The organism is Ruegeria sp. CDSC079 (genome assembly GCF_059610505.1).
This window is the reverse complement of record NZ_JBXWNT010000001.1, coordinates 1-25143: the sequence shown is the minus strand read 5'-3', so window position 1 is coordinate 25143 and position 25143 is coordinate 1. Positions and strand designations below refer to the sequence as shown.

Genomic DNA, 25143 nt, shown 5'->3' with positions numbered 1-25143 from the left:
CTTCAGGCAGTGGCAGGCAGTCTGTTCCAAAAAGCCTCGATCAGAGCGCCGGTCTCTGTCGGGTGAGAGATCGGAGCCATATGCCCTGCCCCTTCGATCACGGCGCTTTCGGCCATTGGAAGACGGGATTTCAATCCAGAGTTTATCGCGACCATCACTGGGTGGGTGAGCGCGCCATGCAGCAGCAATACCGGCATATTGGCGTGTGCGATCCGTTCGGGCCGTAGCAAGCCTTTGGAATCCATTATCAGTTCGTTTTCGACCTCGGATACCAGATGAATTCCACGCACCATCCCTGCACGTGCAGTTTCGGGCATGTCTGACCAACGCGGTCCCCTATCTCCAGCCCACAACCGGTTGAACAGCCTTGCCGCCAGAGGTTCGTCGCCTGCCGCAAGCGCGTCCATACAGGGTTGGGCAACATGCGCGTATTCCGCCACAAGGTCCGGGGCATCCTGCTGTGCCACCGCAAAATACACCGGTTCGATCAGTACGACACTGCGAACCAATGTTGGGTGCTCGACCGCCAGCCGCAATGCAATCGCCGCGCCAAAAGAATGCCCGACCACGTCCATCGGCTCGGTCAAATGTTCAAGTGTGGCTTCGGTCAGCCGGTCATACAGATCCCCCTGGCGATCCCAGTCCGGGCTGCGCCCATGGGACAGCATATCCGGTGCAATAAAACTTGCCTGCCCTTTCATCGCCGCGGCTAGGCCTGCCCAGACCCCGGAATGAGCAATGGTACAATGCAAGGCCAGCACAGGGCGATCACCCTGCCCCAGCCGCGTGACATGCAGGTTCTGCGCAACGGCCATTATGTTGTCCTATCCCTTCAGCCCGGCCAGATGCCCGTCCAGATCGTCCAACCTGTCTTGGCCCCAGAACCGCTGATCGTCTTCCGTTATATAGAACGGAGCTCCAAAAACCCCGCGTTCCACGGCTTCTTCCAGATTGGCGGTATAGGTCTCAGCCCCGAGCAGCAAGCCGCTAACGGCCAGATCCGGGGAAAACCCAGCGTCAGCCAGGCAAGCGCGGATCACGTCGTCCTGCGCGATGTCCTTTTCCTCGGCCCAGCAGGCGCGCACAAAGGAATGCACCAGCTGCCCCACCTCCCCTGACCCGTCCTGAATGGCGGCGATGATCGCGTATGAGGACGGCGCCGCATTGGTGGGCCAATGGGCCGGTTGCAGGTTGAACGCCATACCCAGCTTTTTTGACTGTCGCTGCATTTCTTGTGTCCGGTATTCGATGCGCGAGATATGGCGGTCCTTGGGCGGAACACCTCCCGTGCGTCCGAACAGGGCGACGATATCAAGCGGCTTGTAGTTGATTGTCGCACCATGTTTGGCCGCAATCTCCTCCAGGCGCAGTCCGGCCAGGTAGGTGTATGGCGAGAGTGTCGCAAAATAGTAGTCAATTTGGGCCATGTTCACTTTCTCCGCAGCGTTATCTTTGCTGGACGGTAAGGCCATGCTAAGCGGTGTCAACATCACGAATCTGTCACATTTGCCATTGCTGCCCGGGGACCTCAGCCGATGCCGACACTTCACGAACCCAAGTTAATCGCTGGGAACGCTAATCTTCCGCTTGCCGAATCCATTGCACGCCGAATGAGCCTGTATCGCGGCGTCGATCAGGGTCTGGTCGATGCCCGGGTCGAACGGTTTAACGACGGTGAAATCTTTGTCGAAGTGTTCGAGAACGTGCGCGGCGAAGATATGTTCATCGTCCAGCCCACCTCGAACCCGGCCAATGACAATCTGATGGAGCTACTCATCATTGCTGATGCGCTGCGCCGTTCGTCGGCCCAACGGATTACCGCCGTGATCCCCTATTTCGGCTATGCCCGCCAGGACCGCCGCACCAAGGCCCGCACACCGATCAGCGCCAAGCTGGTGGCCAACATGCTGACTGGCGCCGGGATCGAGCGTATCCTGACCATGGATCTGCACGCAGCGCAGATTCAGGGGTTCTTCGACATGCCTGTCGACAACCTTTATGCCTCGCCGATCTTTGCGCTGGATGTGAAACATCAGTTCAAGGACAGCCTCGACGAGATTATGGTCGTTTCGCCCGATGTGGGCGGCGTGGCCCGGGCGCGCGAGTTGGCCAAGCGGATCAACGCCCCGCTGTCGATCGTGGACAAACGCCGCGAAAAAGCCGGCGAAGTCGCTGAGATGACCGTAATTGGCGATGTCAGAGACAAGATCTGTTTGATCGTGGACGACATGTGCGACACGGCCGGTACTCTTTGCAAAGCGGCGCAAGTACTGCTGGATAATGGTGCGAAAGAAGTTCATTCCTACATCACACACGGCGTCATGAGCGGCCCTGCGGTCGAACGCGTGACCAATTCGGTGATGAAATCTCTGGTGCTGACCGACACGATCCAGCCGACAGAAGAAATTACCAAGGCCAAGAACATCCGCATCGTGCCCACAGCCCCGATCTTTACGCAGGCGATCCTGAATATCTGGAACGGCACCAGTGTATCGTCACTGTTCGAGGATAAGACCCTGACGCCGATCTACGAGTCGATGTATCATAGGGATTGATCGAACGCGGCGGACCAAGGGCCGCCTCTTTTCTTTCTGCAATACAGGTCGGAGTTTACCGTGACAGCCTCAAAACGCATTGTTCTATCCAGCGACCACGCAGCTATCGAATTACGCCAGGCGGTTGCCTCTCATATTGCGGCCCAGGGATGGGACGTCGTCGATATCGGCCCCAAGACACCTGAGAGCACCCATTACCCTGTTCATGGCAAAGCCGCCGCCCAAGCAGTGGCTTCCGGGGATTGTCAGCTTGGCATCGTTCTGTGTGGAACGGGTCAAGGTATCATGATGGCGGCCAACAAGGTCCCCGGCATTCGCTGCGGTGTCTGCTCGGATGCCTTTTCCGCACGCATGATCCGCCAGCATAACGACGCCAACATGCTGTCTGTCGGCGCCCGAGTCGTGGGTGAGGGTCAGGCGCTGGATATAGTGGATGCGTTCCTGTCAGCCGAATTCGAAGGCGGACGGCATGCACACCGGGTCGCCATGATAGAGGCATCGGACGAGTCCTAAACCCAAGGCTGGCTTCACAGAATATCCCAGTCATCCTCATGCGGCACCTCGCCGAACGCTGTCCAAGATATTCGGATGCGCGCGATGCGGGTATCCGACCAGGTACGGAACACCGCAGAAAATCCCACGGGCGTGATGTCCTCGGCCTTGACCTCGGCACGCAATGCCGAAGATGTATCAACATCCCACAGTGACACGCTGATCTGTACAACAGGCGCGGAACGGTATGGCTGGCTGAATTCAATGTCCGAGCGTCGTTCGCGCGGCCCCTCGCCTGTCCACATGTCACCGCCATCTGCGAAGTCGGAGAACAGCACAACTTCGCCTTGGTCGATACCAATCGGATGGGTACTAAAAGTCTGCATTTTGTCGTCTTTTATAAAGAATTACGGAACCTTAGACCGCCCTTCATCCAAAATCACCACAAAAAAACGGCCCCGCACAGGCAGGGCCGTTTCTAAATCTATATGTCCTGAAACTTACAGGCTCATATGTGTCCCAAGAGCTTCCATATCGGCCAGCAGCTTGGCCGCATCGTCGACGACTGATTGATCGTCGCCGCCTTTGGCCGCGTCATGCGACGCACGTGCCTCGGCGATCAGATCGTCCAGATGCGCGCGGGTCACTTCAGAGACCGGAATGGCCTTTTCGGCCAGAACCGACATGCTGTCGCCATTGATCTGGGCAAACCCGCCGGTGACCAGGTATTCGCTGGACCCTTCGGGTGCCTCGACCTTTAGCAGGCCGGGGCGCAACGTGGTGATGGTGGGGGCATGATCGGGCATCGCCGTCATGTCCCCGTCCGCGCCGGGAAGCTGGACCGCAGTCACCGCGAGCGAAGCAAGGCTCCGCTCGGGGCTGACGAGGTCAAAGTGCATCGTGTTTGCCATCAGGTGTGCTCCTTAGGCGGCTTCTGCGGCCATCTTTTCCGCTTTGGCGATCACTTCATCGATGCCGCCAACCATCAGGAAGGCTGCCTCGGGCAGGTGATCGTATTCGCCGGCCACAACGGCCTTGAACGACGCGATGGTGACATCCAGAGGAACCTGAACACCAGGCGAGCCAGTGAAGACTTCGGCCACGTCAAACGGCTGCGACAGGAAGCGTTCAATCTTACGGGCACGGGCCACGGTCAGTTTGTCTTCTTCCGACAGTTCGTCCATGCCGAGGATCGCGATGATGTCCTGCAGCGACTTATAGCGCTGAAGGATCTGCTGAACGTCAGTCGCAACGGTATAATGCTCTTCACCGACGATGGCCGGGTCGAGCAGACGCGAGGTCGAGTCGAGCGGGTCAACGGCAGGGTAGATACCCTTTTCCGAGATCGCACGGTTCAGAACGGTTGTCGCGTCCAGGTGTGCAAACGAGGTGGCCGGCGCAGGGTCGGTCAAGTCATCCGCAGGAACATAGACGGCCTGAACCGACGTGATCGAGCCGGACTTGGTCGAGGTGATGCGTTCCTGCATCGCGCCCATGTCGGTCGCCAGTGTCGGCTGATAGCCCACCGCCGAAGGAATACGACCCAGCAGAGCCGAAACCTCGGAACCCGCCTGCGTAAAGCGGAAGATGTTGTCGACAAAGAACAGAACGTCGGCACCGGTTGCATCACGGAACTGTTCCGCCAGGGTCAGACCCGACAGAGCGATCCGCATACGGGCTCCCGGAGGCTCGTTCATCTGGCCGTAAACCAGCGCGATTTTCGAATCTTCCAGCTTGTCGGGAACGATAACGCCGGATTCAATCATCTCGTGATATAGGTCGTTGCCTTCACGGGTCCGCTCACCAACACCGGCGAACACGGACACGCCAGAGTGCACTTTGGCGATGTTGTTGATCAGTTCCATGATCAGAACGGTTTTGCCAACACCGGCGCCGCCGAACAGGCCGATCTTACCGCCTTTGGCGTAAGGGGCCAGCAGGTCAACAACCTTGATGCCGGTCACCAGAACTTCGGATTCAGTGGCCTGATCCGCGAAATCCGGCGCGTCCTGGTGGATGGAGCGCGTTTCGGTGGTTTCCACGGGGCCTTTTTCGTCGATGGGCTCGCCCACAACGTTCAGGATACGGCCCAGGGTCGCGTTGCCGACTGGAACCGCAATCGGTGCGCCGGTGTCCGTGACTTCGGCACCACGTACAAGACCTTCTGTCGCGTCCATCGCAATGGTGCGGACAGTGTTTTCGCCCAGGTGCTGTGCCACTTCCAAAACCAGCTTCTTGCCGTTGTTGGTGGTGTCCAGCGCGTTCAGAATTTCAGGCAGTGCGTCATCGAACTGCACGTCGACGACGGCCCCGATAATCTGAGTGACTTTGCCTTTTGCATTCGCCATGTTTCGTCTCCGGTTTGTCTCTACAGCGCTTCGGCGCCGGAAATAATTTCAATCAGCTCGTTGGTGATCACGGCCTGACGCGAACGGTTGAACTGGATCGTCAGCTTGTCGATCATCTCACCCGCGTTGCGTGTCGCGTTGTCCATCGCGGACATCCGTGCACCCTGTTCCGAGGCCCCGTTTTCAAGCAGTCCCGAGAAGATCGCAGTCGCAACCGCCTTGGGCAGCAGATCGGCCAGGATGGCCTCTTCGCTGGGCTCGTAATCAAAGACCGCGCCGCTGTCGTCCCCTTCGACATCCTCGAATGAGGCAGGGATGATCTGCTGTGCCGTCGGGGTCTGGCTTACGACGTTGACGAACTTCGAGTAGAAGATCGTGGCAACGTCGAATTCACCCGCGTCGAAACGGGACAGGACGTCTTTTGCGATGTCCTGCGCGTTGGTATAGCCCAGACGCTTGACCTCGCTCAGATCGACATGGCCCACGAACAGGTCGCCAAAGTCGCGCTTGATTGCATCACGACCTTTTTTGCCAACGGTCAGAATTTTGACCGTCTTGCCCTTTGCCTTCAGCTCGTAAGCCTTGGCGCGGGCCAGCTTGGCGATGTTCGAGTTGAAGCCGCCACACAGGCCGCGTTCAGCTGTCATCACAACCAGCAGATGGACATCATCACTGCCCGTACCACGGAGCAGCTTGGGGGCGCTGTCGCTGCCCCCGACCGATGCCGCCAGCCCCGCCATCACGGCATTGAACCGTGCGGCATAGGGGCGCGAGGCTTCGGCAGATTCCTGGGCGCGGCGCAGTTTTGCGGCCGCGACCATCTGCATGGCCTTGGTGATCTTGCGGGTCGATTTGACCGACTCGATCCTGTTTTTTAGATCCTTAAGATTTGGCATGTGCCCGCCTCTCCCTTAAGCGAAGGTTGCGGCGTATTCGTCCAGCGCAGCCTTGATCTTGTCGGAAGCGTCGCCCTTGATCTTGGGGTCCTCGTCCGTGATCCACTGAAGCAGATCCGCGTGCTTGCCACGCAGATGCGCCAGCAGGCCAGCTTCATAGCGGCCAACATCGGTGACGTCGATCTTGTCGAGGTAACCGTTGGTGCCGGCGAAGATGACGCATACGATTTCAGCGTTGGTCAGCGGTGAGTACTGCGGCTGTTTCATCAGCTCGGTCAGACGCGCACCACGGTTCAGCAGCTGCTGGGTTGCGGCGTCAAGGTCGGAACCGAACTGCGCAAAGGCAGCCATTTCACGGTACTGAGCCAGTTCCAGCTTAACCGGGCCGGCAACCGACTTCATCGAGTTGGTTTGAGCCGAGGAGCCCACACGCGAAACCGACAGACCGGTGTTCACAGCAGGACGGATACCCTGATAGAACAGCTCGGTTTCAAGGAAGATCTGGCCGTCGGTAATCGAGATCACGTTGGTCGGAATAAACGCCGAAACGTCGCCACCCTGGGTTTCGATAACCGGCAGAGCCGTCAGCGAGCCCGCGCCAAAATCTTCGTTCAACTTCGCCGAACGCTCCAGCAGGCGGGAGTGGAGATAGAAAACGTCGCCAGGATAGGCTTCACGTCCGGGCGGACGGCGCAGCAGCAGCGACATCTGACGATAAGACACGGCCTGTTTCGACAGGTCATCATAGATGATCAGCGCGTGGCGGCCATTGTCACGGAAGAACTCAGCCATCGCGGTCGCGGCATAAGGTGCCAGGAACTGCATCGGCGCCGGATCGGACGCGGTTGCGGCCACAACGATCGAATATTCAATCGCACCGGATTCTTCCAGTTTCTTCACCAGCTGAGCAACGGTCGAACGCTTTTGGCCGATGGCCACATAAACGCAGTACAGCTTCTTGGACTCGTCGTCGCCTGCTGCTTCGTTGTACACTTTCTGGTTCAGGATCGCGTCCAGAGCAACGGCAGTTTTACCGGTCTGACGATCACCAATGATCAGCTCTCGCTGGCCACGACCAATCGGGATCATCGCGTCGACCGATTTCAGGCCGGTTGCCATCGGCTCGTGAACCGATTTACGCGGGATGATGCCCGGCGCTTTGACGTCTGCAACGCCGCGCTCGGTGGATTCGATCGGACCCTTGCCGTCCAGCGGGTTGCCCAGGCCGTCAACAACACGACCCAGAAGACCGTTGCCGATCGGCACGTCCACGATCGAGTTGGTGCGCTTAACAGTGTCACCTTCTTTGATGTCACGGTCAGAACCAAAGATAACAACACCGACGTTGTCGCTTTCCAAGTTCAGCGCCATGCCCATGATGCCACCGGGGAATTCGACCATCTCACCGGCTTGCACATTGTCCAGGCCGTATACACGGGCAATCCCGTCACCGACGCTTAGCACGCGACCGATTTCGGCCACTTCGGCTTCCTGACCAAAATTCTTGATCTGGTCCTTCAGGATTGCAGAAATCTCTGCAGCTTGGATTCCCATTTATCCGACCTCTTTCATTGCATTCTGTAGGGAGTTGAGCTTGGAGCGGATCGAGCTGTCGATCATCTTCGAGCCCACTTTAACGACAAGACCGCCGATGAGGCTTTCATCAACGGTCGCATTTATTGTCACGGTCTTGCCCACACGCTCGGACAGCGTTTTGGACAGTTTATCCATCTGTGTCTTAGTCAGCGCCTTGGCCGAGGCGACATCGGCGGTCACTTCGCCACGCTCTTCGGCCAGCATGTCGCGCAGAACCTGCACCAGTTGCGGCACAACGAACAGACGGCGTTTCTGCGCCATCAGACCCAGCGTGTTGCGCAGGATGGCGTTCAGACCCATCTTGTCGGCAATCGCTGTAATCGCGCCTTCTTGTTCAGCGCGCGAAACCAGAGGCGAGGCGATCAGGTCGCGCAGATCGGCACTGTCGCCCAATGCTGCTGCCAGATCGTTGATTCCGGTTTCCAGACCTGCGAGGTCTTTATTCTCTTTAGCGATCTCAAAAATCGCTGTGGCATAGCGCTCGGCGATGCCTGTGGAAATCGAAGCTGGTTCGGACACGTCCACCCTTCCGATATTTTGGGCCCCGAATTCGCGTTGCGGCAGCTACCCGGGGGCGTGAAGAAACCCCGTCCATAAGGCCGGGGATCAAAATCAACGGGGATGTAGCAGAGGTAAACCCAGCTAGCAACATATTATCACCATGGGCACCTTATCCACAAAGCGTTCTATTTCAGATACTTAGCTTGGGTGCGACCCTTTTATACGGCTGATGAGGGTGAAAAATGTTACCAAACCGCAAGGTTTTGCGATTCCTGCAGCCATTTTCGCGTGTTTCGGCCTTATGATGGAAGCTAGTACCGGCGTTGCGCTAGGCTGGCTTGAGCAGGCCATCCAGCGCCTTGATCTGACGGCGCCCTGTCGCTTTGGTGACGGTTCCGCTGGGCGGTCTGATTTGCTTTGTCGCCTCAACCATCAGAACGCCGCCTGCCATGATCGTCGGCAAGCGCTGGCCAGTTTTCTCTATCAGGCTGCCGGATTTCAACCAGAACCGACGGAAGGACGGAGGCAAATACAAGGCGGAACAATAGTTATCCGTCATAAAGTGATGCGCTCTTAGCTGACTTTCCAACTGCGAGGCAGAATAAGGGCGCCCGAATCCAAATGGCGTTCGATCGGTCCGTGACCACAGCCCCGCACGGTTCGGTACGATAAAAAGCGCCCGTCCACCGGGACCAAGCACACGCCAGCATTCCGCCAGCAATTCGGCGGGACGTTGTGACGTTTCAAGTCCATGCATCACCACCAGCTTGTCCACATGGCCTGTTTCAATCGGCCACAAGGTCTCTTCCGTCAAAACAGATACGTTGGGCATTCCCGCAGGCCAGGGCATCACCCCCTGCGGCCCGGGCATCAGCCCGATGACGCGGCGCGCATCTTTCAGGTAGGGCCGCAACAACGGCACAGCAAAGCCAAACCCTACGACGGTTTGACCTTTGGCCTCGGGCCACAGATCAATCATTCGCCCACGAATGGCCGCCTGCGCCGCACGACCAAGAGTGCTGCGGTAGTAGAAATTCCTCAGATCCTGCACATCAAGATGCATTGCGGACACCTGGCCAATCGGATTAGCTGAGCGCAGTCTAGCAACGAAAGGGCAAAAGGCCATGCCTCTTGAGATCGTCACCATCCCATGTCTCAGCGATAACTACGCATTTCTGGCGCATGACGCGGTTAGCGGCAACACCGCATTAATCGACGCGCCCGAAAGCGACCCGATTCTGTCAGAACTGGAACGACGTGGCTGGGGCTTGTCTCATGTGTTGCTCACGCATCACCATTTCGACCATGTCGACGGGTTGCCGGCCATTTTGGAACAGCACCCGGCGACGGTGATCGGCGCTGCAGCCGACGCACATCGCCTGCCCCCCTTGGATCAACAGGTCAATGACGGCGACAGTTTTGAAATCGGCGGGGAACCCGTCCTTGTTCTGGACGTTTCGGGGCATACTCTTGGTCATATCGCCTTTCACATGCCGCAAAGCGCGGTGGTCTTTACCGCCGACAGCCTGATGGCAATGGGTTGTGGACGCCTGTTTGAAGGCACCGCACCGCAGATGTGGGAATCGCTGTGTAAACTGAGCGCCTTGCCGGATGACACGCTGGTTTGTTCAGGGCACGAATACACGCAGTCCAACGCCAAATTCGCTCTCACCGTCGATCCAGGAAATTCTGCGCTGCAGAAACGCGTCGCAGAAATTGACAGCACCCGAACCGCCCAACAGCCTACAGTTCCCTCCACTCTGGCGCTGGAAAAGGCCACTAACCCCTTCCTGCGCGCTGCTGACCCGGCGATTCAGGCGCATCTGGGTATGGCAGGAGCCGAACCAGCCAAAATTTTTGCTGAAATCAGGGCTAGAAAAGATCGGTTTTGATACCTATTTCACCTACTTCACAGCCACGGTCACAACAAATGTGACTGTCAAGAGCAAGAAAACCCTTGAAGCCGGGCTCTGATCAACCAAACTCTAATAGTATGAGGACATGGTTGGGATGGGGATCCGGCCTTCAGCCCGCCCCCTTCTGACCCAAGACAGAGGAGCACCCGCGTGCCTTCATTCTCGAGCACACTAGAACAAGCCATCCACGCGGCCCTGGCGGCTGCGAATGAACGGCGACATGAATTCGCAACGCTGGAGCATCTGCTTCTGGCATTGTTGGAAGAGCCCGATGCGATCCGCGTGATGAAAGCCTGCAGCGTCGATCTTGACGAATTGCGCAGCACTCTGGTGGAATTCATCGACGAAGACCTATCGAACCTTGTCACCGATATTGACGGGTCCGAGGCTGTACCGACAGCCGCTTTCCAACGTGTGATCCAGCGCGCTGCGATCCATGTTCAAAGTTCGGGCCGGACCGAAGTGACCGGGGCGAATGTTCTGGTCGCAATCTTTGCCGAACGCGAAAGCAACGCAGCCTATTTCCTGCAGGAACAGGATATGACCCGGTACGATGCGGTGAATTTCATCGCCCATGGTGTGGCCAAGGACCCGGCCTACGGCGAAAGCCGTTCGGTATCGGGCGCGGATCAGGCGGAAGAGGAATCTCCGGCCAACACTGCCGATGGCGAGCAAAAAGAAAGCGCGCTGGGGAAATACTGCATCGACCTGAACGCGAAATCGCGAGCAGGCGATATAGACCCGCTGATCGGTCGTGCCGATGAGGTTGAGCGCTGCATTCAGGTGCTATGCCGCCGGCGCAAGAACAACCCGCTTCTGGTCGGTGATCCGGGCGTTGGCAAAACCGCAATCGCAGAGGGGCTGGCATTTAAGATCATCTCTGGCGAGGCCCCCGATGTCCTGTCAGAAACCACCATCTATTCGCTGGATATGGGTGCATTGCTGGCGGGCACCCGCTATCGCGGTGATTTCGAAGAACGCCTGAAAGCGGTCGTGACCGAGCTTGAGGATCACCCAGACGCGGTTCTGTTCATTGATGAAATCCACACCGTCATCGGTGCCGGTGCCACCTCGGGCGGGGCAATGGATGCCTCGAACCTGCTGAAACCGGCCCTGCAGGGTGGAAAACTGCGCACTATGGGTTCGACCACCTACAAAGAGTTTCGCCAGCATTTCGAAAAGGATCGCGCGCTCAGCCGCCGGTTCCAGAAGATTGACGTGAACGAACCTTCGGTCGAGGACAGCGTAAAGATCCTGCGCGGTCTGAAGCCCTATTTCGAAAAGCATCACGAGATCAAATATACAGCCGACGCGATTAAAACCGCGGTCGAGTTGTCAGCACGCTACATCAATGACCGCAAGCTGCCCGACAAGGCGATCGACGTGATCGACGAAGCCGGTGCGGCCCAGCATCTGGTTGCTGAAAGCAAGCGCCGCAAGACCATCGGTGTCAAAGAGATTGAGGCCGTTGTTGCCAAGATCGCCCGGATTCCACCCAAGAACGTCACCAAGGACGATGCCGAGGTTCTAAAAGACCTTGAAAAGTCGCTCAAACGGGTGGTCTTCGGGCAAGACGTGGCGATTGAGGCGCTGTCCAGCGCCATCAAACTGGCGCGCGCCGGTCTGCGCGAGCCGGAAAAGCCCATCGGCAACTATCTGTTTGCTGGCCCAACCGGTGTGGGTAAGACCGAGGTCGCGAAACAGCTGGCGGATACGCTGGGAGTGGAACTGCTGCGTTTTGATATGTCGGAATACATGGAGAAACACGCGGTCAGCCGCCTGATCGGTGCGCCTCCGGGCTATGTCGGGTTCGACCAAGGCGGTTTGCTGACTGATGGCGTCGACCAGCATCCGCATTGCGTTCTGCTGCTGGATGAGATTGAAAAAGCCCACCCGGACGTGTTCAACATCCTGCTGCAAGTGATGGACCACGGAGAGCTGACCGACCACAATGGTCGCACGGTGAACTTCCGCAACGTGGTGCTGATCATGACCTCGAATGCGGGGGCGCAAGAACAGGCAAAGGCGGCCATCGGCTTTGCCCGGGACCGCCGCGAAGGTGAGGATACCGCCGCGATCGAACGTATGTTCACGCCGGAATTCCGCAACCGTCTGGATGCTGTCATTTCCTTCGCGCCGCTGCCGAAAGAGGTCATCCTGCAGGTGGTCGAGAAGTTCGTGCTGCAGCTCGAAGCGCAGCTACTGGACCGCAATGTGACCATCGACCTGACGCCAAAAGCCGCCGAATGGCTGGCCGACAAAGGCTATGACGACAAGATGGGCGCACGCCCATTGGGACGCGTCATTCAGGAACACATCAAGAAACCTCTGGCCGAGGAGCTGCTGTTCGGCAAGCTGGCCAAGGGCGGTGTCGTTCGCGTCTCGGTCAAGAAGGGAGAGCTGGATCTGGACATTTTTGGCCCCGATCAACCGCGCATCCCTGGCGACAAACCCCCGCTTCTGACTGCAGATTAAAAGCAGCGCATCAAATCAAAGCCCGGCTTCTACGCCGGGCTTTTTTCTTGCCCGAGCTGAGTCACCTGTCTCAAAAGAAAATCTCAGGGGCGCCCGGAAAACCACCCAACTCTGACAATGGGCCTTACTTGCTGCAATCAGCGCTCGGTCAGCTTCAATTCGATCCGGCGATTCTGAGCGCGCGCTTCTGGGGTGTTTGCGGGGTTGAAGGGTTGGAATTCACCAAAGCCATTGGCCGCCAGACGTTGCGGTGGAATACCCAGCGCATCGACCATATAACGGACAACCGACAAGGCGCGTCCCTGGCTAAGCTCCCAGTTGTCCCGATAGCGGCCAGTTCCGGCCAGCGGGACATTGTCGGTATGGCCGTCCACGCGAATAACCCAGTTCAGGCCTTCGGGAATTTCAGCCGCGACACTGCGCAGTATATTGGCCACCTTGGCGATCTCAAGCTGACCCTTGGGCGACAGCACTGCTGATCCTGTATCGAACAGTACTTCGGACGAGAACACAAACCGATCGCCTTCGATCCGAACGCCTTCCTGACTACCCAGCACATCGCGCAACCGACCGAAGAATTCCGAGCGATATCGCTGAAGATCCTCGGCCTGCGCCGTAAGTTCTTGGTTCTGACCCGAAAGAGCCTCGGCCTCGGCCTCAAGCCGGGCGCGCTTGGCCTCTTCCAACAGACGACGACGACGCTCTTCCGAGGCGGCGCGGGCGAGTGCGGCGTTCAGATCCTGACCCAATGTTTGAATACGAATATCAGCGGCGGCGTTGCGGTCTTCGTAATCGTCCAGCAAGGCCTGCAATCCACCCAACTGCTCGCGCAGGGCTGCCATCTGCTGGTTTAGCAAGGCAGTCTGACGCTGCGCCTTTGCTGAAACGGCTTTCTCGGCAGAGATTGCCTCACGCGCAACGGCCAGCAAGGCTGCGCGTTCTTCGGCCAATGTACGCTGTATCTGCTCCGCTGTCAGAGCGTCGGTTTGGGCGGCCAATGCCGCTTGCAGCTGGGCCTGCAACTCCTGACTATCAAGTTCACCAAATTGCCGCTCGAGCTCAGCCTTGGCAGCTTGCGCAGCGGCCAACAGGGTCAGGGTTTCTTCGGCTTGCTTGCGTTGCGCTTCCAGAGCCAGCGTCATAGCGGTCAGTTCCGCATCCGCGTCCTGCAGACGATTGCGCAGGTTATCGGCAGCCGCAGCTTCGGCCAGGCGCGCGGCCTCTTCGGCGTCAAGCTGGCCTTCAAGCTCGGTGACCAATGCGGCCTGCGCGGCCTCATTTTGTTCCAGATCCGCCACCAACGCTTCAAGCGCTTCGCGGCGGGCAGCATCAAGCCGGGCGGCCTCGGCCTGGGCATCGACCTCGGCACGACTTTGGGCAAGGGCCAGGTTCAGGGCCTCTTGTTCATTCAGCAATTCCGAACGCTCAGATTCCAGTGAGGCGATAACCCCCAGCGACCGCTCTTGATCGGCCAACAGAGATGCGACCTGTGCTTCGAATGACGTGATCCTGGTTTCCGCCTGCGCCAGATCTTCCTCGGCCTGCGTCAGGGTCGCATTCAGCGCCCCTAACCGGGCCTGAAGGCGGCTGTTTTCCCGTTCTTCCAACCCAAGCGCACCGGCAAGGGCCGCCACTTCGCCGGACAGAGCGGTCAGTTCATCCTCTTGCCCCGAAATCGTCTCGCGCAGCACGAATTGCACCACCATGAAGATGGTCAACACAAAGGTCAGAACCATCAACAGCCCGGTCATCGCATCCACGAAACCCGGCCAGACCGACCCCTGAAACCGCTGACCTGTGCGACGGGACAGAGCCATGGATTACTCTCCTTCCGGAGCGGTTCGAACGGCGCCTCTGGGCAATGTAAGAGCTTTGACCAACAGTTCGATGTCCTTGCGCAGCTCGCTCATGCTTTCTTGGCGGCCTGCAGAAATTTCTTCGAGGATACGCAGCAACTGAACATCCATCGAGCGCAGGCGCATGCGGCTTTCTGCGTCTATTCCTTCGCTGGTCCCCTGTTCCCGCAGATGATCCAGCAGAGCGTCCTGCCCCAGTGCGACACGTTCCAGCGCAGCGGTGACATTCTCGGTCTCAGACTGACGCTGGTTCATATCTCCGATTGCGCCGACAAGATGCCCCAGCTTGCCCGACAGCTCGGCCCGGTCGGTTTCCTGCGCCGAAAACAAGTCCTGCAGGGCGTTCATCTGTTCGGACATTGCATCCAGAACCGGTGTCAGAACCGCCAGTTCGGTGCTGCTGCCGTCATCGCCTGCTGCAAAGCCGACACGGGTGATCGAGGACAACCATTCTTCGAGCTCTCGATAAAACCGGTTCTGCCCGTGGCCCGCGAACAGTTCCAGCAACCCCACAATCAGCGATCCGGCAAGGCCCAGCAACGAAGACCCAAAGGCCACGCCCATTCCCTGCAGTTGGGTTTCAAGGCCAACCATCAGGCGATTGAACACCGCCAGCCCTTCTTCGCCATCCTGCGGATTGAGACTGCGGATCGTGTCGACAATAGCGGGGACCGTCGTGGCCAAACCAAAAAACGTTCCCAAAAGCCCAAGATAGATCAGAACATTGGTGATATAACGCGTGATCTCACGCTCTTCCTCGACCCTTTCGGCCACCGAATCCAAAATAGACCGGGTCGAACTGGAACTGATCTGCGACCGCGCACCCCGGTCCCGCAGCAGCGACGCCAGCGGTGCCAAAAGCTGAGGCGTGCGCGCGTCCTCATGAACAACGCCACCAACGAAGGACTCGATCCAGCGCACCGAACCGATCAACTGTGTCACCTGATAAAAACAGGCAATTACGCCGACGAAAAATACCAGAAGGATAAAACCGTTCAGATACGGGTTTGCATAGAAAACCGGCAAAACGTAAGGCAGCGCCATGAAGATGCCCATACCAGCCAAGCCGATCGCCACAAGCATCGTTACGATCTGACGAATGGGTTGCGAGAAATGCGGTCTCGCGCCCTGTTGTGCCTGCGCCATGCGCGTTTTTCCCGGTTCTTTTCTGCTCTGACGCGAATCTACCGAAAATCTGCCGGTGACGCCAAGGGTTTATGAGGTAATGCTTCGCACCCGTTGCGCTAACCACTCAAGATCGGGATCACGCAGACCAATCTCGGTCAGATGTTCAGCAGTGTTATAAAGGTATTCGGTATTTGGACCACGCCCGCCAACAGCATGGGCAATGATCTGCGCCTGGTCTTCCAACGGCATGCCCCCGCAATACTGCACGTGATCTGCGTCGATAACATAGGTGACTGCCGTTACGACCTCGTCCGTTTCCAAATGCACATCCAGCATCTTTTCGACATAGGCCGACGAGATCAGCTCGCGCTCGCGCAGTTCATGCAAGGTACGCTCTTCGTGGCCTGCTTCGACGGCGAGGGCCAGACCTTTGCACAGGGTGTCTTGCTGTTCATCCAACGCCAGAACAAGGCCGGGTTTCTCTTCGGTTCCGCGGTGATGAATCGAACTCATGCAGAAAGACCGCGCATATCCATTCAGGGTTGCGCGTTCGCTGCGGGACACGGGAAAGCCGGGATTCCACAGCAGCGACCCATATCCGAAAACCCACATCGTCATAGCACTGGTCCTTGCCCGTTTGCGCCTATAAACATCAATTTCAAGGCGGGAAAAAGGGCCATTAGCAATGCGCGGGCTAATACGAGTAGTCATTTTCATCACTGCGATCTGGAGCGCCTATTGGTTCGTCGCCGGATATGGATTGCGCAACGCGATCACAACATGGTTCGACAACCAACAAGAAAGAGGCTGGCTGGCCGATTTTTCGGACGTAGCCACAGCAGGCTATCCGTTCAACCACGTCACCCGACTGAACAGCCCCGCACTGGCCGACCCGGTCAACGGCACCGCCTGGAGCGCCGACTGGATCGAATTCCAAAGCCCCGCGATCTGGCCGGGTCGGCAAGTTCTGCGTTTCGCGGAAACGCCGCAGCTGCTGTCCTATTTCGATCAAACGTCGACCATCGTTGCAGCTGACCTGCAGGCCGAGCTGCAGTTGCAACCTGGTGTCGCGCTGATGCTAGAGAAAATGTCTCTGACTGCCGGACCATGGTCCGTTGCCAATGATGCTGATTTGCTAGCAGCGGGAACCACGCTTGGTCTGGTGATGGAGCAAACCGAAAATCCTCAAGCCTATGCGATCAGCGCACGGATCGACGGCTTTTCCCCCGGCGATGATCTGCGCGCCATGATGCATTCCGCCACCACACTGCCCCAGACATTCGATGCGCTGGAATTGGACATGGTCGCCACCTTTGACAAACCCTGGGACCGATCCGCGTTGGAGCAAAGCCGGCCTCAGCCCACCCGGATCGCCCTGCGTCTGGCCGAGATGAAATGGGGTGCACTACGCTTGTTTGCAGCCGGAGAGCTGGATGTGGACGATCAGGGCATCCCAACAGGCGAGATCTCGATCAAGGCCGAAAACTGGCGCGAGATGATCGCCATGGCCAACGCCGCTGGGGCTCTGCCCGATCAGGCCGTTGATCCGGTAACGCGTGCGCTGAAATTCATGGCCGGTCTGGGAGGCAATCCCGATGCGCTGGATCTGCAGTTGAACTTCCGTGAGGGCTATGTGGCGCTTGGCCCGCTACCCCTTGGTCCGGCCCCGCGGTTGATCCTGCGTTAACGGCAGTACGGGCCACGGCGATACCGGGCTGTGTCCAAGTGAAAATGATCCCGGTGATACCGGTCCGCATTCGGGCCAAGTACCGTTCCGAACGGCCCGCAGGCGGCGCGCCAGATCTTGGTCAGTTGCTTCTTTGACGGGTTCTTGCGCCAACCGTTCAGAACGGTCACAACCTCGCCATTCGCCATCTTGAAACCTGATATGTCTATGGCCCGGCCTTTACCGTGTTCCGATATCCGCGCACCCTTGCGGTTGTTGCGCGTTCGGCATGCGTAGTGGGCCGCGACCTGCAGTTCGACAACGGGACCGCGCCTTTTGAAGGTGGGCTTCACGCTTTTCTCGACCCATTGGTTCAGCGCAATTGCTGTGCCGCAATCCATGGTGGACGGACGGCTAAGCGCCACACCAGAAACTGAGGTGATCTGTACCGCTTCTTTGATCCCGCAGGCTTTGATCTTGCCGGGAACATTACCCACCGGCTTGCCCTGAATTTCGATATTCCCGCAGACCGATGTTTTGCGCAGTTTACGCTTTTTGAACAGCACCTGCTGTACCAGCGCATTCGGCTGCAACTCTGGCTGCATCCCGACCGGAGCGGCAAAGGCCAGAACCGGTTGGTCATCGGGGGTCAACAGGTGTTCAGATGGCGTTGCATTCCCCATTGTGGCACCAAGTACCAACCACCCAATCGACAGACCGCTCCAGCCGCGCCTCATGGGTTGGTATTCCCGCGACCAAAATCCGGCGCGTCCGTATCCTGCCCGGCATCAATGATCCCGCGCCGGATCGCACGTGTGCGCGTGAAATAATCGAACAGCTGATCGCCGTCACCTGTACGAATGGCCCGCTGCAGCGCAAACAGTTCTTCAGTGAAACGCCCCAATATCTCTAGCGTCGCATCCTTGTTGGTCAGAAACACATCGCGCCACATAGTCGGGTCCGAGGCCGCGATCCGGGTGAAATCCCGAAAGCCCGCGGCCGAGTATTTGATGACCTCGCTATCGGTCACACGGCGCAGATCATCCGCTACGCCGACCATCGTATAGGCGATAAGGTGTGGCGCATGGGATGTCACTGCAAGAACCAGATCATGGTGATCGGCATCCATCTCATCAACATTCGAACCCAAACCCGTCCACAATGAGCGTAGTCGCGCAACGGCCTCCGGGTCCGAGCCCTCTACCGGCACCAATAGGCACCACCGATTATCGAACAGCTCGGCAAATCCGGATTCAGGGCCGGAATGCTCGGTCCCGGCCAGCGGATGCGCGGGGATGAAATGAACACCCTGCGGGATGTGAGGTGAGACATCTTGAATGACATGCCGCTTGACCGAACCCACATCTGACACGGTCGCGCCCGACTTCAGGGCAGGCGCAATCTCCTGCGCTACCGCGCCCATCGCGCCAACAGGCACGCACAGAACCACAAGGTCTGCACCCTCAACGGCCTCTTGCGCGGTGTCACAGATCCGGTCGCATAGGCCAATCTTGCGCGCGGTGTCACGCGTGGCCTCGGACCGGGCATAGCCGGTTACTTCGGCGGCCAATCCAGCACGTTTAATCGCCCAGAACATCGACGATGCGATCAGGCCCAACCCGATCAGCGCAACGCGGTCATATACCTGGCTCATGCGGCGCCCCCTTTGAAAGCGGTTATGGCCGCAACGACACGGCGACAAGCCTCCTCGTCCCCAACCGTGATCCGAAGAGCATTTGGCAGGTTATATCCCGCCACGCGGCGCACGATCAAACCCTGTGTCTTGAGGTAATCGTCGCACGCTTCGGCCTCGGCCTGATCCTTAAAGCGGGCGAGAATAAAATTGGTGCTGGACGCATCCGAAGATACGCCGATTTTGGACAACTGGGCCGAAAGCCAAACCCGCAAGCGTGCATTTTCGCTGTGGCAAAAGGTCAGGTACTCTTCGTCCTTTATGGCGGCTTCGGCAGCGGCCAACGCAGTCAGCGACAGGTTAAAGGGCTGGCGTACCCGGTTCAGCACATCAATGATCTCTTGCGCCGCATAGCCCCAACCGACCCGCATCCCGCCCAGTCCATAGATCTTGGAAAAGGTCCGCGTCATGATCACATTCTCGAACCGATCCACCAGAGCGCGGCCTCCGTCGAACCCTTCGACAAACTCGGCATAGGCGCCATCAATCACCATCAGACAGGTCTGCGGCAAGTTTTCGGCCAGTCGGATAAGATCAGCCTCGGGGATCATGGTCGATGTCGGATTGCCCGGATTGGTCACGAACACGATCCGGGTCTGGTCAGTCACAGCGGCAAGAATGTTGTCCACATCCACGTGACGATCGGTTTCAGGCACCATCACCGGAGTTGCCCCCGCCATCCGAGCGATGATCGGGTACATCGAAAATCCGTGTTCGGTATAGATAACCTCATCCCCCGGACCGGCATAAGCCTGTGCCACGAATTGCAGCACCTCGTCACTGCCCACGCCGCAGATAATTCGCGCCGGGTCCAGCCCGTGGCGTTCGCCAATGGCCTTACGCAGACTGGCGTGATCTGTACTGGGATACCGGTTCAGGGTGGCCGCACTGTCACGCACTGCTTCGATCGCTTTGGGGCTAGGGCCAAAGGGGTTTTCGTTCGAGCTCAACTTGATCACATGGTCGACCCCCGCCACCTTCGACTGGCCGCCCTGATAAAGCGCGATGTCCATAATGCCGGGTTGAGGGGTGATCTGGGTCATAAGAGGCTCCGTATTTAGAAGCCCCTCATACCCGTCTCAAAGCGTTGAGAAAAGCGGCAATTCCCTTATGCCGCCTTGAAGCGGGCTGTCGCCGGGTCGGCGTCGTAAAAGGGGGTAAATTCTTCGGTCCGCCGGGACAGGTCATTGACGCTGTCGATGATGAAGCGGACAGTCTCTTGGGACATCAGATATGAAAAGTTCAGACGCACCCAACCGGGTTTTTTCAACTCTTCACCAGCACCTAGCGCCGCATGCAACTGCTCCGAGGCTGCACGATCAATACCCAGCAACCGATGGGCATAGGGCCCGGCACAAGCACACCCGCCCCGCGCTTGAATGCCATAAACATCACTCAGCATCCGGGTGAATAACTGCTGGTGCACCGGCTGACCTTTACTGTCATGAACAAGAAAGGAAAAAATCGGCAACCGATGTGGATTGTCCGCGCCCAACAAGGTCAGACCTGGGTTATCTCCCCACCCTTCCAATGCCATCTGGTTATAAAGCGCCTCGCGCCTTGCGATTTCGTCTGCGCCAACCGCATCCTTGACCATGAAAGCCAACGCGGCACGGATGTCGCCTATGACATTCGGCGTTCCCGCCTCTTCGCGCGTTGCAAGATCGGCGCTGTAGTCATGCCCCCAAGGGGACACGAAACTCACAGTGCCACCACCGGGCCAGCTGGGGCATGTTCGCTGCACAACGTTTTGATTGACGATCAATACACCAGACGCGCCGGGTCCACCGGCAAATTTATGAGGAGAGACCACGATCGCATCCTTGCGCGCATCCGCCGGGCCCATTTCCATTGGCAGATAAGGCCCACCGCCCGCATAATCCCAAACCGCTACAGCACCATTAGCCTTAAGCAGCCGCGTAACCGGGTCGGGATCAGTGATTATGCCCGTCACGTTCGAAGCGGCCGAAAATGACCCGATGATCAGATCCGAGTCTGCGTTTTCAACCAAGGCACGCTCTAAAGCCGACAGATCGACACCCCCTTCGGATGCTTCGGGGATTTCAATCACCAGCGCTTTGCTTTCCCGCCACGGCAGGATGTTCGAATGGTGCTCATATGGGCCGATCATTACCACTGGTCGTGCTGCGGCCTCGATCCCCAACAGATTGACCAGCCGGTTGAGACCCGCTGTAGCGCCCGATCCCGTAAAGATCACCGCATCATTTTCCCCGGCGCCAACAATCCGGGAGATTTCCACACGGGCCTCGCGCCGCAGTCGGGTCATGTAGGCCCCGCAATAAGACGCCTCGGTGTGGCTGTTGGCATAAAACGGCAACACATGAGCGGCCACAAAATCCTCGACCTGCTTCAATGCGCGGCCCGACGCAACATAATCCGCGTAAACCAAAGGTATGTCCCCGCGCAGCCCCGGGATCATAACATTCTCGCCGATTAAGCCATCGCGCAACGTGTCGCTACGAACAGCAGCTTCAATGTCAGAACGAAATTGGGAAAGTGTCATTATATGGACTCCGAAGTTTCCCAACAAATATGATTGATATGTGTTGTGTATATAATGCATATTTTTAGATGGTTTTCATAAATCATGTGTCATATGATTTGGAATGTCAAAAAATCTAGATCATATTGACCACCGCCTGCTGCGTGAATTGCAAACCGACGCTACGCTGTCCCAACGAGAACTGGCCGACCGCATCGGGCTGTCGCAAAACGCCTGCTGGCGTCGGCTGAAGGCCCTGAATGATCAGGGCGTCATCATCGGATCGACGGCGCAAATCGCGCGCGAAAAACTAGGGCTAAGCCTTGTAGTCTTCGTCATGCTGCGTACGCGGCACCACTCGGCCGAGTGGTTACAGGCCTTTCGCAGGCATGTTCTGACGATACCAGAGGTCGTGGACTTCCACCGCATTGGCGGCGACTACGACTATCAGCTCAAGGTTGTTACGCAGGATATGGCTTCGTACGACAAGGTCTATCAACGCCTCATCGAAAAAGTCGAGCTGGACAGCGTAACCTCATATTTCGCGATGGAGGCAATTGCAGAAGGACGACCCTTGCCAATCTGATCTGCTCTTTATTTGGCCAAAAAAATTGCTCGGGGGGCATCGCGGCTGGTCGTGATTGGGGGCAGAGTCCCCTAAAACGAAAAAGGCCGCGCAACCGCGCGGCCTTTCGAATTTCGATTTCGGCGAAGATTAGTTCTTCGCGTAGAATTCGACAACCAGGTTCGGTTCCATCATGACAGGGTAAGGCACATCGCCCAGACCTGGTGCGCGCACGAAAGTCGCGGTCATTTTCGAGTGGTCGGCGTCGATGTAATCAGGAACATCACGCTCGGCCAGAGCAGCAGCTTCAAGAACAACGGCCAGTTGCTTGGACTTGTCACGTACTTCGATGACGTCGCCTTCTTTGACACGGTAGCTGGGGATGTTGACCCGCTTGCCGTTCACTGTGACGTGGCCGTGGTTCACGAACTGACGCGCGGCGAACACGGTCGCGACGAATTTGGCGCGATAGACAACGGCGTCCAGACGGCGTTCCAGCAGACCAATCAGGTTTTCACCGGTATCGCCGTTGACACGAACAGCTTCGGCATAGATGCGGCGGAACTGCTTTTCGGTCAGGTCGCCATAGTAGCCCTTCAGCTTCTGCTTGGCACGCAGCTGCAGACCGAAGTCAGACAGTTTGCCTTTCCGGCGCTGACCGTGCTGACCAGGGCCGTATTCACGACGGTTGACCGGGGATTTCGGACGACCCCAGATGTTTTCGCCCATCCGGCGGTCGATTTTGTACTTGGCAGACGTGCGTTTGGTCACGGCTGATCTCCTTCTTAAGGTCGAGGCCCTGATAGGCCACTATGAAGGGCGTTGTCCTCTTGAGGTTTCCCTCATGACAGGCCTCCCCTTGCGGGGGCCACCAACACCAATGAAGCCGCGCTTATATCCGTAGCGCTGGCAGAGTCAACATGCCGAACGGAAGGAACCGAAACTTTCTGAAATTTGATTCAAAGACGGCACCACTAACGGGATTTACTCCGCTAAAGTGGCACCGTTTACAGTTGCGCGTAGGTTCGCGACACCAGTGTACTGGAACTGAGTGGCCTTACGATGAAACGCGACGACAGTTCCGTCCTGCTCTGCAACTTCACCACTCTGATGCTTGATCTGAGTATATGCGCTGATCCAGAATTCCTGATCGCGTGAAGGACAGCCGCTTTCAAACACCAGCGACGGGCTTTCATCATCATCGGAAACGACCAGTAACGCTGAAAACCGTTGCGCCCCGTTCATAAGCTCGAGCGTTCCGACGACATTATCCGAAAAAGTCGTGGCAGGAATAACGCGCCCGATTGTACCTGATGCAAATGCGTTTTTACGCCCGACAACTTCAGCGCTGCCTGCCAGCATCGATGCCTGACCGCGCCAGGACCAGGCCGACCCTACATTTAAAAATGCCAGAGGCGCCGCCTCTAGCCCATCAATCTCTGTCTGCGACCATGAAATGGCAACACGACCGTTTACCCCGGTATTCATTTTACCGCCCGTACCCCTCAACAAATCACTGCCCGATGGCCAAGGGTTTATCAGTGACGATTCCGGCAGAAAAGGGACGGAATTGCAGCAATCACGAGAATGTTGCAGAACAGAATCAGAATCCGGATGCAGAAATCCGCGTTTCAAAGACTTAAAGGATCATACTGAGCCCGAATATCGGTCTGCCCTGCATTCGGTCTGATCAGGCTTTTTTCGATTCGCCAACCACAGCGGATTTAGATTTCAAATGCGTGCGCCCTAATCGGCACACTGCACGAGCTGTCAGTTCACCAGCCCCCGATCCGCCATCCCACCGGAAAAGCGGAGGCTGCGGATATCTTCCGGCATCGTCTTGTACTGGTCTCGAAAAGCACGTTTCAGTGACGTTGTAGACGAAAACCCTGTGGCGGTGGCAATCTCGATTTGTGGCAAATCCGTAAACCGCAGCAGGCTATGCGCACGTTCCAAACGCAATTCTCGGTATGTGGCCAAAAGCTTTGCCCCCGTCTTGTTCAGAAACCGTCTCTGAAGCTGCCGGGTTGAAGTGCCGACCATGTTCGAAAGATCCGTGATCCTGAGTGGCTCTTCGACATGATTCAGCATTGCCTCAACCGCTGACATAACCAGGTGATCCCCGCCCGCACGATGGATCAAGCGATTGGCAAGCTGGCTTTCGCAGTCCCGCTTGGGCTCGGACAGGCCGATAAACCCGCGTAGGTTATCTGCCATATTCTCACCATGGTCCAACGAAACAAAATCCGCCAACAAACGCAGCGTACTTAGACGTGTCGTCGCGCTATGCGTGCGCCCGCGCGCCGCCAGATATGTGCCTGTACCACAGTTGGTCAAACCTGCTTCACGCGCTGCTGCATCGAAGTTGGGGTGAATGGCCGCGACTGTTTTTTCCGACAATCTAATCTGGGCCAGCACAAGCACGGCACCACCGACAAGAACGGTCCGTGGCGAAAGGTTCAGAACTTGTGAGACCCATGTTCTTTCGGCGTCGGACAACGTCCAACAATCCGAAAAATCGCCCCAGAAAACAGCCGCTCTTCCGGTCCAGTACTGCGGTCCTCCTACGGACCCCGCACCAGCCAAACGCAGATTAACGACATAGGAATGGTCGCCGGTCAGGTCGCTCAGGGCATGATAAAATTCCCTGATCATCTCGGCCGAGGCAAATGCACTACTATCGCGCACGATCACATCGATGTTGTGGGTTCGCACGAACGCAGCAGAGGTTGGCTCAGCCAGATAGGCTTGGTCATTTTCGAAGATGCAATGCTTCATGTCTCCCCCGCTGAAAAGCCTGGGCCACAGGCAAAGGCATATGGCCCGGGATGGATCAGCCCCTGGCCAGAGCGGGGGCTGATCTGGTTGTCGTCTGTTTACTCTGCGGCTTCTTCGTAAGCGTCCATTGGAGGGCATGTGCAGATGAGGTTTCGGTCGCCGTATGCGTTGTCGA

At 57.6% G+C, this 25143-nt stretch carries 25 protein-coding genes; 6 read left to right on the top strand and 19 right to left on the bottom strand.

Features of this window, described 5'->3' with window-relative positions; all coding sequences use genetic code 11:
* Positions 1-2: 2 nt before the first annotated feature.
* Positions 3-815 carry an alpha/beta fold hydrolase gene (locus tag AC2FIC_RS00125; protein ID WP_496691022.1) on the bottom strand — a complete coding sequence of 271 codons (813 nt, stop codon included), beginning with the start codon at positions 813-815 and terminating at the stop codon, positions 3-5.
* 9 nt (positions 816-824) lie between these two features.
* A complete protein-coding gene (locus AC2FIC_RS00120; protein ID WP_496691023.1) occupies positions 825-1427 on the bottom strand; it encodes a 2-hydroxychromene-2-carboxylate isomerase in 603 nt (200 codons plus the stop codon).
* Positions 1428-1535: 108 nt separating this feature from the next.
* Here AC2FIC_RS00120 and AC2FIC_RS00115 point away from each other — a divergent pair, with 108 nt between their 5' ends.
* A complete protein-coding gene (locus AC2FIC_RS00115) occupies positions 1536-2555 on the top strand; it encodes a ribose-phosphate pyrophosphokinase (RefSeq protein ID WP_142636504.1) in 1020 nt (339 codons plus the stop codon).
* A 60-nt stretch (positions 2556-2615) separates the two neighbouring features.
* Positions 2616-3068, top strand: coding sequence for a ribose 5-phosphate isomerase B (rpiB, locus tag AC2FIC_RS00110; RefSeq protein WP_142636502.1), 453 nt, complete (start codon positions 2616-2618; stop codon positions 3066-3068).
* Between the two features lie 14 nt (positions 3069-3082).
* Here rpiB and AC2FIC_RS00105 read toward each other — a convergent pair whose 3' ends face one another.
* From AC2FIC_RS00105 to AC2FIC_RS00075, 7 genes are all read right to left on the bottom strand, one after another.
* Positions 3083-3433: an H-type lectin domain-containing protein gene (locus AC2FIC_RS00105; RefSeq protein ID WP_281994982.1), complete on the bottom strand. Its 351-nt coding sequence runs from the start codon at positions 3431-3433 to the stop codon at positions 3083-3085.
* 114 nt (positions 3434-3547) lie between these two features.
* A complete protein-coding gene (locus tag AC2FIC_RS00100; RefSeq protein WP_142636498.1) occupies positions 3548-3958 on the bottom strand; it encodes a F0F1 ATP synthase subunit epsilon in 411 nt (136 codons plus the stop codon).
* Between the two features lie 12 nt (positions 3959-3970).
* The gene (atpD, locus tag AC2FIC_RS00095; RefSeq protein WP_142636495.1) at positions 3971-5395 is read right to left on the bottom strand and encodes a F0F1 ATP synthase subunit beta; all 1425 of its coding nucleotides are present in this window, start codon (positions 5393-5395) and stop codon (positions 3971-3973) included.
* Positions 5396-5415: 20 nt separating this feature from the next.
* Positions 5416-6291: a F0F1 ATP synthase subunit gamma gene (locus AC2FIC_RS00090; protein WP_496691024.1), complete on the bottom strand. Its 876-nt coding sequence runs from the start codon at positions 6289-6291 to the stop codon at positions 5416-5418.
* 15 nt (positions 6292-6306) lie between these two features.
* A complete protein-coding gene (gene atpA, locus AC2FIC_RS00085) occupies positions 6307-7845 on the bottom strand; it encodes a F0F1 ATP synthase subunit alpha (RefSeq protein WP_142636491.1) in 1539 nt (512 codons plus the stop codon).
* Positions 7846-8406: a F0F1 ATP synthase subunit delta gene (locus AC2FIC_RS00080; RefSeq protein WP_142636489.1), complete on the bottom strand. Its 561-nt coding sequence runs from the start codon at positions 8404-8406 to the stop codon at positions 7846-7848.
* 310 nt (positions 8407-8716) lie between these two features.
* Complete coding sequence (locus AC2FIC_RS00075; RefSeq protein ID WP_142636487.1) at positions 8717-9451, bottom strand: class I SAM-dependent methyltransferase; 735 nt, start codon at positions 9449-9451, stop codon at positions 8717-8719.
* Positions 9452-9512: 61 nt separating this feature from the next.
* Between AC2FIC_RS00075 and gloB the strand changes: the two genes are divergently transcribed.
* On the top strand, positions 9513-10280 hold the full coding sequence (gloB, locus tag AC2FIC_RS00070; protein WP_496691025.1) for a hydroxyacylglutathione hydrolase: 768 nt from the start codon (positions 9513-9515) through the stop codon (positions 10278-10280).
* A gap of 174 nt (positions 10281-10454) precedes the next feature.
* Positions 10455-12779 (top strand): ATP-dependent Clp protease ATP-binding subunit ClpA, encoded by a 2325-nt coding sequence (gene clpA, locus AC2FIC_RS00065; RefSeq protein ID WP_496691026.1) that lies wholly within the window; start codon positions 10455-10457, stop codon positions 12777-12779.
* A gap of 137 nt (positions 12780-12916) precedes the next feature.
* On the opposite strand, the gene AC2FIC_RS00060 is transcribed toward clpA, so the two are convergent.
* From AC2FIC_RS00060 to AC2FIC_RS00050, 3 genes are all read right to left on the bottom strand, one after another.
* Entirely contained in the window at positions 12917-14596 is a 1680-nt protein-coding gene (locus tag AC2FIC_RS00060; RefSeq protein WP_496691027.1) for a peptidoglycan -binding protein, read from the bottom strand.
* Positions 14597-14599: 3 nt separating this feature from the next.
* A complete protein-coding gene (locus AC2FIC_RS00055; protein WP_282021534.1) occupies positions 14600-15781 on the bottom strand; it encodes a biopolymer transporter ExbB in 1182 nt (393 codons plus the stop codon).
* A gap of 69 nt (positions 15782-15850) precedes the next feature.
* The gene (locus tag AC2FIC_RS00050) at positions 15851-16381 is read right to left on the bottom strand and encodes a gamma-glutamylcyclotransferase (protein WP_496691028.1); all 531 of its coding nucleotides are present in this window, start codon (positions 16379-16381) and stop codon (positions 15851-15853) included.
* Positions 16382-16448: 67 nt separating this feature from the next.
* On the opposite strand from AC2FIC_RS00050, the gene AC2FIC_RS00045 reads away from it, so the two are divergent.
* The gene (locus tag AC2FIC_RS00045; RefSeq protein WP_496691029.1) at positions 16449-17450 is read left to right on the top strand and encodes a DUF2125 domain-containing protein; all 1002 of its coding nucleotides are present in this window, start codon (positions 16449-16451) and stop codon (positions 17448-17450) included.
* Here the strand turns inward: AC2FIC_RS00045 and AC2FIC_RS00040 are convergent.
* From AC2FIC_RS00040 to AC2FIC_RS00025, 4 genes are all read right to left on the bottom strand, one after another.
* Positions 17447-18166 carry an extensin-like domain-containing protein gene (locus tag AC2FIC_RS00040; RefSeq protein WP_496691030.1) on the bottom strand — a complete coding sequence of 240 codons (720 nt, stop codon included), beginning with the start codon at positions 18164-18166 and terminating at the stop codon, positions 17447-17449. The genes AC2FIC_RS00045 and AC2FIC_RS00040 overlap by 4 nt on opposite strands.
* A complete protein-coding gene (locus tag AC2FIC_RS00035; RefSeq protein ID WP_142636472.1) occupies positions 18163-19083 on the bottom strand; it encodes a prephenate/arogenate dehydrogenase family protein in 921 nt (306 codons plus the stop codon). The genes AC2FIC_RS00040 and AC2FIC_RS00035 overlap by 4 nt, the downstream gene beginning before the upstream one ends.
* On the bottom strand, positions 19080-20165 hold the full coding sequence (gene hisC / locus AC2FIC_RS00030) for a histidinol-phosphate transaminase (RefSeq protein ID WP_496691031.1): 1086 nt from the start codon (positions 20163-20165) through the stop codon (positions 19080-19082). Before hisC ends, AC2FIC_RS00035 begins: the two co-directional genes overlap by 4 nt.
* Before the next feature lie 65 nt (positions 20166-20230).
* A complete protein-coding gene (locus AC2FIC_RS00025; protein ID WP_496691032.1) occupies positions 20231-21646 on the bottom strand; it encodes an aminotransferase class V-fold PLP-dependent enzyme in 1416 nt (471 codons plus the stop codon).
* A gap of 103 nt (positions 21647-21749) precedes the next feature.
* Between AC2FIC_RS00025 and AC2FIC_RS00020 the strand changes: the two genes are divergently transcribed.
* On the top strand, positions 21750-22211 hold the full coding sequence (locus AC2FIC_RS00020; RefSeq protein WP_142636466.1) for an Lrp/AsnC family transcriptional regulator: 462 nt from the start codon (positions 21750-21752) through the stop codon (positions 22209-22211).
* Positions 22212-22340: 129 nt separating this feature from the next.
* Here AC2FIC_RS00020 and rpsD read toward each other — a convergent pair whose 3' ends face one another.
* From rpsD to AC2FIC_RS00005, 3 genes are all read right to left on the bottom strand, one after another.
* Entirely contained in the window at positions 22341-22961 is a 621-nt protein-coding gene (rpsD, locus tag AC2FIC_RS00015; protein ID WP_058279997.1) for a 30S ribosomal protein S4, read from the bottom strand.
* 213 nt (positions 22962-23174) lie between these two features.
* The gene (locus tag AC2FIC_RS00010; RefSeq protein ID WP_282021538.1) at positions 23175-23678 is read right to left on the bottom strand and encodes a hypothetical protein; all 504 of its coding nucleotides are present in this window, start codon (positions 23676-23678) and stop codon (positions 23175-23177) included.
* 282 nt (positions 23679-23960) lie between these two features.
* Positions 23961-24968: a helix-turn-helix domain-containing protein gene (locus AC2FIC_RS00005; RefSeq protein WP_496691033.1), complete on the bottom strand. Its 1008-nt coding sequence runs from the start codon at positions 24966-24968 to the stop codon at positions 23961-23963.
* Positions 24969-25143 lie beyond the last annotated feature (175 nt).

Coding starts and splice junctions, on each gene's coding strand:
- atpD (WP_142636495.1), bottom strand. CDS start 5,395: ATGGCGAATGCAAAAGGCAAAGTCACTCAGATTATCGGGGCCGTCGTC.
- AC2FIC_RS00035 (WP_142636472.1), bottom strand. CDS start 19,083: ATGAGCCAGGTATATGACCGCGTTGCGCTGATCGGGTTGGGCCTGATC.
- gloB (WP_496691025.1), top strand. CDS start 9,513: ATGCCTCTTGAGATCGTCACCATCCCATGTCTCAGCGATAACTACGCA.
- AC2FIC_RS00020 (WP_142636466.1), top strand. CDS start 21,750: ATGTCAAAAAATCTAGATCATATTGACCACCGCCTGCTGCGTGAATTG.
- AC2FIC_RS00090 (WP_496691024.1), bottom strand. CDS start 6,291: ATGCCAAATCTTAAGGATCTAAAAAACAGGATCGAGTCGGTCAAATCG.
- atpA (WP_142636491.1), bottom strand. CDS start 7,845: ATGGGAATCCAAGCTGCAGAGATTTCTGCAATCCTGAAGGACCAGATC.
- AC2FIC_RS00025 (WP_496691032.1), bottom strand. CDS start 21,646: ATGACACTTTCCCAATTTCGTTCTGACATTGAAGCTGCTGTTCGTAGC.
- AC2FIC_RS00055 (WP_282021534.1), bottom strand. CDS start 15,781: ATGGCGCAGGCACAACAGGGCGCGAGACCGCATTTCTCGCAACCCATT.
- AC2FIC_RS00115 (WP_142636504.1), top strand. CDS start 1,536: ATGCCGACACTTCACGAACCCAAGTTAATCGCTGGGAACGCTAATCTT.
- hisC (WP_496691031.1), bottom strand. CDS start 20,165: ATGACCCAGATCACCCCTCAACCCGGCATTATGGACATCGCGCTTTAT.
- AC2FIC_RS00060 (WP_496691027.1), bottom strand. CDS start 14,596: ATGGCTCTGTCCCGTCGCACAGGTCAGCGGTTTCAGGGGTCGGTCTGG.
- AC2FIC_RS00005 (WP_496691033.1), bottom strand. CDS start 24,968: ATGAAGCATTGCATCTTCGAAAATGACCAAGCCTATCTGGCTGAGCCA.
- AC2FIC_RS00010 (WP_282021538.1), bottom strand. CDS start 23,678: ATGAATACCGGGGTAAACGGTCGTGTTGCCATTTCATGGTCGCAGACA.
- AC2FIC_RS00125 (WP_496691022.1), bottom strand. CDS start 815: ATGGCCGTTGCGCAGAACCTGCATGTCACGCGGCTGGGGCAGGGTGAT.
- AC2FIC_RS00045 (WP_496691029.1), top strand. CDS start 16,449: ATGCGCGGGCTAATACGAGTAGTCATTTTCATCACTGCGATCTGGAGC.
- AC2FIC_RS00075 (WP_142636487.1), bottom strand. CDS start 9,451: ATGCATCTTGATGTGCAGGATCTGAGGAATTTCTACTACCGCAGCACT.
- AC2FIC_RS00105 (WP_281994982.1), bottom strand. CDS start 3,433: ATGCAGACTTTTAGTACCCATCCGATTGGTATCGACCAAGGCGAAGTT.
- AC2FIC_RS00050 (WP_496691028.1), bottom strand. CDS start 16,381: ATGACGATGTGGGTTTTCGGATATGGGTCGCTGCTGTGGAATCCCGGC.
- AC2FIC_RS00100 (WP_142636498.1), bottom strand. CDS start 3,958: ATGGCAAACACGATGCACTTTGACCTCGTCAGCCCCGAGCGGAGCCTT.
- AC2FIC_RS00120 (WP_496691023.1), bottom strand. CDS start 1,427: ATGGCCCAAATTGACTACTATTTTGCGACACTCTCGCCATACACCTAC.
- AC2FIC_RS00040 (WP_496691030.1), bottom strand. CDS start 18,166: ATGAGGCGCGGCTGGAGCGGTCTGTCGATTGGGTGGTTGGTACTTGGT.